The sequence below is a fragment of the Thermodesulfitimonas sp. genome (assembly GCF_052743955.1).
This window is the reverse complement of the sequence record NZ_JBRAIN010000076.1, coordinates 1-8,385: the sequence shown is the minus strand read 5'-3', so window position 1 is coordinate 8,385 and position 8,385 is coordinate 1. Positions and strand designations below refer to the sequence as shown.

The 8,385-nt window shown below is 57.4% G+C and carries 6 protein-coding genes; 1 reads left to right on the top strand and 5 read right to left on the bottom strand.

Translation table 11 applies throughout. The features are described from left to right. Positions 1-780: ABC transporter substrate-binding protein (locus ACUVTA_RS07200; protein WP_445952280.1), on the top strand; the 780-nt coding region annotated here is incomplete at its 5' end. Positions 781-860: 80 nt separating this feature from the next. On the opposite strand, the gene ACUVTA_RS07195 is transcribed toward ACUVTA_RS07200, so the two are convergent. The 5 genes from ACUVTA_RS07195 to ACUVTA_RS07175 all read right to left on the bottom strand — a co-directional run bounded on the left by ACUVTA_RS07195 (position 861) and on the right by ACUVTA_RS07175 (position 8,132). After that, the gene (locus ACUVTA_RS07195) at positions 861-1,205 is read right to left on the bottom strand and encodes a 4Fe-4S dicluster domain-containing protein (RefSeq protein WP_445952279.1); all 345 of its coding nucleotides are present in this window, start codon (positions 1,203-1,205) and stop codon (positions 861-863) included. 134 nt (positions 1,206-1,339) lie between these two features. Further along, positions 1,340-3,112, bottom strand: a complete 1,773-nt coding sequence (locus ACUVTA_RS07190; RefSeq protein ID WP_445952278.1) for an adenylyl-sulfate reductase subunit alpha — start codon at positions 3,110-3,112, stop codon at positions 1,340-1,342. Positions 3,113-3,244: 132 nt separating this feature from the next. Then, positions 3,245-4,696: an alpha,alpha-trehalose-phosphate synthase (UDP-forming) gene (locus ACUVTA_RS07185; protein WP_445952277.1), complete on the bottom strand. Its 1,452-nt coding sequence runs from the start codon at positions 4,694-4,696 to the stop codon at positions 3,245-3,247. Between the two features lie 48 nt (positions 4,697-4,744). After that, positions 4,745-6,919, bottom strand: coding sequence for an amylo-alpha-1,6-glucosidase (locus ACUVTA_RS07180; RefSeq protein WP_445952276.1), 2,175 nt, complete (start codon positions 6,917-6,919; stop codon positions 4,745-4,747). Then, positions 6,906-8,132 carry a glycosyltransferase family 4 protein gene (locus tag ACUVTA_RS07175; protein WP_445952275.1) on the bottom strand — a complete coding sequence of 409 codons (1,227 nt, stop codon included), beginning with the start codon at positions 8,130-8,132 and terminating at the stop codon, positions 6,906-6,908. The genes ACUVTA_RS07180 and ACUVTA_RS07175 overlap by 14 nt, the downstream gene beginning before the upstream one ends. Positions 8,133-8,385: the final 253 nt, after the last annotated feature.

Here is an 8,385-nt window from a genome sequence, read left to right as displayed (position 1 = left end):
GGTCAATTGGCGGCCATGGGGAGCAAAATGGCAGATGCCGTTAAACTCGCCGTGGACGAAATAAACGCGGCCGGTGGCGTAAACGGGAAAAAGGTTAGGCTCTATTTAGAAGACGACGCTACCAACCCGGCAACCTGTCTTAACGCCGTCAAAAAACTGGTGGAGCTTAATAACGTAAAGCTGATCATCGGCGGGATGACTTCCGGCGGAGCGAAGACTGCCGGCCCTTACGCCTCCAGCCGTAAGGTGTTGCTCGTTTCGCCCTCGGCTACCTCTCCTGAACTTTCGGGGCAGCCCTGGCGTGACTACCTTTTCCGGACCTGTCCGAACGACGCTTTCCAGGGCAAGGTGATGGCTCAGTTAGCGGTAGACGAAGGCCTCAAGAAGGTCGCCATCTTGGCGATGGACAACCCGTACGGCACCGGCTTGAGCAGCGTTATTCAATCCGCCCTCGCCGGTAAGGCGGCGGTCGTCGGCGTGGTAAAGTACGACCCAAATAAGAAAGATTTCCGTACGGAACTCACCCAGATTAAAAACCTGAAACCGGACGGCGTCTTCCACATCGGCTATAACGACGACGGCCGGGTAATTTACCAGCAGGCGTTAAGCCTCGGTCTCGATAAACTGCGGTGGATCGGCTGTGACGGGGTTTACGGCAGCGGAACAATCACTTTCGACCATCAGGGCGATAGAATTAGCGCCGTCTACGAAGTGTGGCAGGTAGTTAAGCAGGGCAATAATTACGCCTTTAAACAGGTAAAACTGATCGAGGCGAAGTAAAAACCTTAAGCTCCCCGTGAATATAAAAATGGGCCCGCTCTTGCAAGCGGGCCACTTTCTTTTCCCCTCACTTCCGGCTGCTAGGTGCCGTTATCCTCCTCGCCGTCCGCCAGGACAAGGTTGCGCATCCGGTAAACCTTCCCCTTGCAGTCGGTCAGCGTCCAGGTGATGCTGTGCCGGCCGAGCTTGGGGACGAGCCGGGCCGGGATGGGGGCGAGCTGGTACTGCACCTGGGTCACAATCGCCTGGGTCGGGCAGTAGATGGTACAGGTCATGCAATCCCAGCATTCTCCAGGATCCCGACAGTAGGCCTTGCCCGTCACCGCGTCAACGACGAAAAGGTTGCCCGGGCAAACCGAAACACAGAGCGGATCAGGCTCGTTCTTACAGCCGTCGCACTTATCCGGAAGGACATAAGGCGGCATTCCCGCCAACCCTCCTTTCACCAAACTTTGCATAAAATCTTGAGGACCATTCCCCTGCTCCGAGTTGCGGGCTTTACAGCCCTGCCCCTTGGTAACTTCTTCGGGCACCCCCTGAAAGGCCAGCGTTTTCGAAACTAAATCGTCTCCTTAGTCCGGTCACCTGGAACGATCTGTTCGTAAGGGTATCTCTTGAAGGTAAGCTCGTCCGTATCCGGGTGCCAGACGGAACAGATGAAACAATCGTACTCGGCGTCGTTCCGTTCTGGATAATCCGTCCGGTTAACGTAGCCGAGGTAGCGCGTTTCTTTCCGGTAACTGATATGCTCGATTACCAACTGGCAACAGTCGAGCCGGTTGATCACGTCCCAGGCCTGCTGCAGTTCGTAGAGGTCGGGAACCGTTAGGTACTTCAGTTGGTCCCGCCGCAGCCGGTTGATCCGCTTCCGCGCAATATTCAAGTACGGCTCGCTCACCGCGAAATGGCGCACCCGCCCCCCGCAGTAATCCTCCATCACGTTCTGCATATGCTCTTCCATCTCCTTGGGCAGGATACCCATAACCGGCTTGCCGTTGGTGAAAAACTGTTGCTTGCTCCACCGCGCCAGCGGCGCAAAGGTCCTCTCCTCAAGCGCGTCTATCTCTTCCGGGTCGAGCTCTGCAAGCGGAATCCCGTTTTCTTCGATCCACTTGACCATATTACGTCCCGCGATCCGGCCGCAGGTCCAAGAGCCAGAGATAAAGCGTGAAGGTGCCTGTCCAAGCGCCTCGCCGCTGGCAAAAAGACCGGGCACCGTCGTCATCCGGGTAGCCCCAATGGTCCAGGCCCCGCAGCACGCGGCATGCGCCCCGACAAGGAAGGGGGAATCGCCTTCGATCTCAATCGGTTCCCGCGCGGGATCGATATCGTGGGCCGCCCAATAAAGGACGGTGCTCGGCGACATATCCAGGTACTGCTCCCGCAGCCCGGCTACCTTTTCGGGATCACCTTTGGTTGGATCCATAAAAATCGGGCCCCGCCCGGCAGCGATTTCCCGGTAGCAGGCCCAGACCCGGATCGGCGTCGGCGCCGTATGCCCGCCCATTCGCACGTACTCTTCCTTCTCGAGCATAAAAACCTCGCCGAGGGCGTTAACCATCTTGGCGTTCGCCCCGATAGCTAACGTCCCCGCCGGCGCGTAGGTATCTTTCAGGCGCACCGGGATCATCCGGGTATCGAAACCAGTCATCTCTGCCCCGATCCGCTTCATCATCGCGTAGCTGGCACCGGTATTAAACGGAACGTACCAGATGCGGTGGTGGGCGTCACCGCTGTACCGGGGACGCCAGATGCCCGCTGCCCCGCCGGCAGCCATGAGGACCGCTTTGGCCCGGATTACGTAAAACCGGCCGTCCCGCACGCCAAAACCTACCGCACCAACACAGCGCCCCTCTTTTTCAAGGAGTTCAACGGTGTAAACCCAGTTAATTATCTGTGCGCCAGCCTTCTCGGCCATTTTCGCGGTGATCGGCTTCAAAAACCGCCCATTGACCTCGATATTCCACTTGCCCCGCGCCAGGTATCGCCCGTCCGCGTCCTTTTTGATCGGGAGACCCTCCTTCTCCATCATCGCCACCGTCTCGTTAAGCTCCCGCCCCACGCTCAGCAGAATATCCTCGCGCACCGGCGCGCCGCACAGGTCGTAGCGGACGTAGGCGACCCAGTCCTCCGGTGTTCCCTGGTTAATGTAGGCGTTAAGCGCGTTCTGTCCGGCAGCGAGCGAACCGCTGTGCCGGATATTGGCCTTTTCCAGGATGGTAATCCGCAGGTCCGGCCCGCCTACCTGCCGCGCCTCCCAGGCCGCCAGGCAACCTGCCGTCCCGCCGCCGACGATCAGGATATCCGTATCAATCTGGACCCGTTCCCGCATCTACCGGGCACCCCCCGTTCCTCAACCAGGTTATCCCGGAAAAAGACTACCAGAAAAGGCGTCAAGCAGCAACAAAACCTTCCTTAAGGGGCAAAATCCTTCGCTCAACGGTCTGTTTCCCCCTGTCTGTTATTACCCAACAAAGACCTCGTCCGCCACCTCTTCCAGCGCTAACTGCAAAAAGGCCCGCACCCAGGCACTCGCTGTGCGCCGGGCAAGCCTCTGCCGCAGCGTCCGCTGGCGAAACCGCCGCTCGGCAGCCGGCATCTCCAGCGCCGACCGGAGCGCAGCCGCCATTTCCGCAATATTAAACGGATTTACGAGCAACGCCTCCCGTAAATAGTGCGCAATACCGGCCAGCCTGCTCAGCACCAGCACACCGGGGTCGGTATCGGATCGCGTGAGCACGTATTCGGCCGCCACTAAGTTCAGGCCGTCCCGCAACGGGGTGACGATGGCCACGTCGCTCGCCAAGTAAAAAGCGGCCAGTTCACGCTGACTGTAAGCCCGGGCCAGGTACCAGACCGGCGTCCAGGAAGAACGCCCGAATCTGCTGTTGATGCGGTTCACGCAGTCCTCTACCCGCCGGCGCAGCTCTTCGTAAGCGCCCACGCCCGCCCGGGTGGGCACGCCGATCTGGATAAGGGAAACCCTGCCCCAGTACGCAGGATTTTCCTCGAGAAACCGCTCGAAAGCGATTAATCTCTCTAAAACCCCCTTGCTGTAGTCGAGTCGCTCAACGCCAAGGCAAATCTTTTCCGTGCCGACTTGGGCCCGGATAAGCCTTGCCTGTTCTCTTACCTTAGCGTCCCTGCTCAGCCCGGCGAAAAACTCGTGGTCAACACCCACCGGAAGCGCCTTCACCGTCACCTCACGACCCCGGTAGATCAACCCTTTCTGCCCCGGCAAAGCTGTAGCCACAGTGAAAGTAGTGGCCGCGCGCAAAAAGTTTTCCACATAACCAGGAGTATGAAACCCGATGAAATCCGCCCCTAAAAGGCCCTCGATGATCTCCTTCGCCCACGGCACAATTTCCCATAGGTCAGGGCCCGGAAAGGGAATGTGCCAGAAGAGACCGATCCGCGGCATTTTCCCTTCGTTCCCCCGCTGGCGCAGCAGCGCCGGCAAAAGGGCGAGGTGGTAGTCGTGAATCCAGATGAGATCAGCGCCCCAATCGACCTTCCGGGTGAAAAACGCAAACTTTTTATTTACCGCCTTATATCCTTCCCACCATGCGGGCTCGACCGCACATTTCTCCGTGAAATAATGGCAGAGCGGCCAAAGCACCTGGTTGGAAAAGCCATCGTAATAGAGCCGCAGCTCTTCTTCTGTCAGGGGAACCTCTTGCCACTTCAGGTCCCCTTCCTGGTGGAGAAAGCCTACCTCGTTCGGCAGTGAGGCCCGTCCACCCCACGCAACCCAGACGCCGTGCACCGTGCGGAAGAGAGGCAAAAGCGCCGATACCAGTCCGCTAACCGCCACCCTTTTTTCAACGCCGCTGCATGTTTCTGCCCATACTAAAGGGCCCCGATTGGAAACAACAACAACCCGCGGTTTTACAGGAAGCTGGAAAGAGAGTCCCATAATCTCCCCCTTTTACAGCATCTACTGCCAACCGACAATCGGAAACCCTTACGCTTCAATAATGATCCTGACACTGCCGGTTTTTTCTATCGGCAGGCAGAAAACGCGCCCGTCCCGGTTGACAAAATCAATCCCCACTCTGCCGTCGTGAACCTTCATTCCCCTTATCTGGAGCTCCTTTAAGAACGAAGGCAAAACCGGTCGCTGAATTAGCAGCCCCTCCGCCGTTACCCTCACCCCGATGCAGGCCTGCAGGAGCAAAAAGAGGCTGCCTGCCGCCCAGGCCTGGGGTTCACAGGCGACCGGATACCGGACCGGCCTGACGTTAGGCCGCCGGCTGAAGCCGCAGAAAAGCTCCGGCAACCGGAAATACGGAAACGCGTAAGCCGCATCGAAAAGGGCCTCCGCTAGCAGTCTCAGCTCTTCTAACAGATTGTAACGGCGCAGCCCGAAGGCAATGATGCTGTTATCGTGCGGCCAGACAGAACCGTTATGGTAGCTGATGGCGTTATAACCTTTTTCCGCCGTGCTCAGGGTCCTGATCCCCCAGCCCGAAAAAAGCTCGCGGGAAAAAAGCCTCTTGGCCACCTTCTTCGCCGCCCCCGGGTGCAGGATGCCGGTAAAAAGAGCGTGCCCCATGTTCGAAGTCACGGTCTTAACCAGGCGCTTTCGCCCATCGAGCGCCAGACCTAGGCAATCCTGCTCTGTTACCCAGAAGTCACGGCGGAAATTCTGCCGCAACCGGCGGCTCCGCTCCTCGTACTCCCTTGCTGCCTTTTTATCACCTAAAAGCGATAGCATCCGGCTCGCCCTTCTGTAGGCGGCGTAGAGGTAAGCCTGTACTTCAACCAAGGCCACCGGTGGCTCTACCGGCCGGCCCTCCGGGTCCAGGATGCCGTCCCACGAGTCTTTCCAACCTTGATTCCTAAGCCCTCCCGGAGCATCCCCTACATACTCGATATAGCCATCGTTATCCCTATCCCCGTAATCGGTACACCAGGTTAGAGCCTTTAAAAGCGGTGTATGCATCTCCTGCAAGAACTCTAAATCCTGCGTCCAATGCACAAAATCGCCAAGCACGATAATGAACCAGGGGGTAGCGTCGATGGAGCCGTAGTACGGTGTGTGCAAGATCTCCCGGCAGTTGGCCATTTCCCCCCGGCGGATCTCGTGGATGATCTTCCCTGGTTCTTCTCCCCGAGCAGGATCGACCTTTTCCCCCTGGAACCTTACCAAAAAACGCAGCACCTCGCGGCAGATCTGGGGGTTCACGATAAGTGTCTGCCACGCGGTGATTAAGGCGTCCCGGCCGAAAACCGTCGCAAACCAAGGAACACCTGCCTCAATAACGGGCCCCTCTGGATAATCACTCCGTAAAACCCAAAGGTCGGCCAACGCCTGGTTGAGCATCTGGTTGAAGCGCTCCCGGGGCGTGGCGAACTGCGTGCAACTCTCCCGCCAGGCTGAAAAACTCTTCCGTTGCGCCTCCGCCCCAGCTAAGAAACTATCCTTGAGGTCCGCAGGTAGCGCCACCCCCGGAAACGCATCCTTCTTTTTGTCTACCGCAACCCCGATCGCCCAGTAGAGATAAATCCTTTCCTTAGGCGGCACCTGCACCCGGTAATGAATCCAAACGTTTTCTCCTTCAGGCTGAACCTCGTCCGGCGGCAGATCCCACTGAAGAAAGGTTGTCCGGTAAAAGTCATCGCGGCCCCGGTACCGAAAAACCACCCCGTCGCGCTCAACCTGCGCGGGAAGAATTTCCCCCCGCTCAAGTCGTTTCATTCCCCGCACCTCGAAAAGGTCACGGTAATCGGCGCCCACCCTAAAGCTCAGCGTTAGCGTAACGGGGAAAAGGTTATAGTTACGAACGCGAAAACGCTGGTAAAGGGTACCGTGGAGGAGGCGGAACAGCCGAAAATGAAGCGTCTGCAGGGGAATAAGCCGCCCCGCAATTGTTAGCTCCGGATTAGCGAGCTCGCACTGGAAGAAGAAGCTGCACCGTGTACCCGCCGCAAGAAAGCTCGGTTCTATCCCTTCTACGTAAAATTCCAGGGCGCTTAAAAACCGGGTGTCCCGGTAATAAAGCCCGAGTCCTCCGGGATACCCGCAGGGCACCGAACCATCGGGTAGCGTAATCAGGAAAATTTCGTTGCTCTTGATAACTTCCGTCTGAACCTCAACCCGTTCAGGAGCGATTCTCAGCTTATCATCCGACAGCACTTGAGCGCTTTCCCCTTTCCGCGCGTCCCCGCGTCCGGCACACTTCCTCGTAGTACGCAACCGTCTCCCGCACCATCCGTTCGAGGGTAAATCTTTCCGCGACGCGCTGCCGGGCCCTCTGACCCATCTGGTGCGCTAAATCTGGGGCCCGCAGCAGCGCTAATATTTTTTCGGCCAACGCGTCGGGTTGGCGCCGCGGAATGATAAATCCCGTTTCTCCCGGAACCACAATCTCCGGCATCCCCCCCGCCCGGGTGACGACGAGCGGCTTCCCCGCCGCCATCGCTTCCAGGAGTACCAGGCCAAAAGGCTCGTCGAACGAAGAGGGATAAACTACCACTTCGCTTTCCCCATAAGCAGCGGGCATCTCTTCCCAAGGGAAGAAGCGGATAAGCACATCCTCCTCCAGCCCGCATTCAGCAATCATGCGCCGAATCTGGGCAATTTCACCCTGCCGGTAGCTGCCCCAGTCCACCGTGTTATTGGTCCCGGCAAGCAGCAGGAAAGCATCCGGGTAAACTTCCTTCACCCGTTTGAAAGCAAGTACGACAATATCCGAACCCTTGGCGAGACTCATCCGCGCGGGATGAAAAACTATCTTCCTCCCCCGCGCCTTTTCTCTGATTTCGTGCCGAACCGTTTCCGGTGGCGTAGCCGCCTGGAAGCGAGCTAGATCAAGCCCATGGTGGATTACGCGAATTTGCCCAGCTGGATAACCGCTCACGACAAGCTCCCTTTTAATATAGTGGCTTACGGCAATAACCCCGTCCCAGGCAAACCGGAGCTGTAGCAACTCCTCCCAGGTCTCATCATCCCAAACATTATGGGCGCTTAAAATCAAGGGTACGTCCATGCGCTCCTTAATTCTGACCAGTGCCTCGGCGTGGATGTAGCTGAAGTAATGCATGTTATGCGCGTGAATGATATCCGGCCGTTCCCGGTCGATAAACCTGGCTAATTCTTCCCGGATTTCGTCCTTAAAGCGCCTTATAAGCGTTGGGCTGAGGGAATTTAGGTCCATTAGCGGCGTCCGCCGGATCCTGACCCCTTCCCAGGTTTCCTCCGCAACCCTCCCGTCTACCGCGCCCGTTAAAAGAGCAACCGCACACCCTTCCCTGACCAGCGCCGGACAGAGCATGGCAAGGTGGGTCTCCACCCCGCCGATGGTGGGTGGAAACGCCCAGTGAAGCATTGCAATTCTCAAATACCACACCCCCTCAAAGCCTGCCAGTTGGTATAATAAGGATTGCGAATGCCCTAATCCCCGACGAAAATACTACCGATGCTTTACGTTATTTGACCGTTAACGGATACAAAGTGAAAGGACCGAAGCGGAAATGCTTTCGGGATAACATGTTTTGGCACACATAAATATTATATCACATCAGAACGCCAATAGAGAACAAAAAGTACATACGTCCAGAAAGCCCCTCGCTTCTACCAAACAGCCGGCAAAATTGCCACCT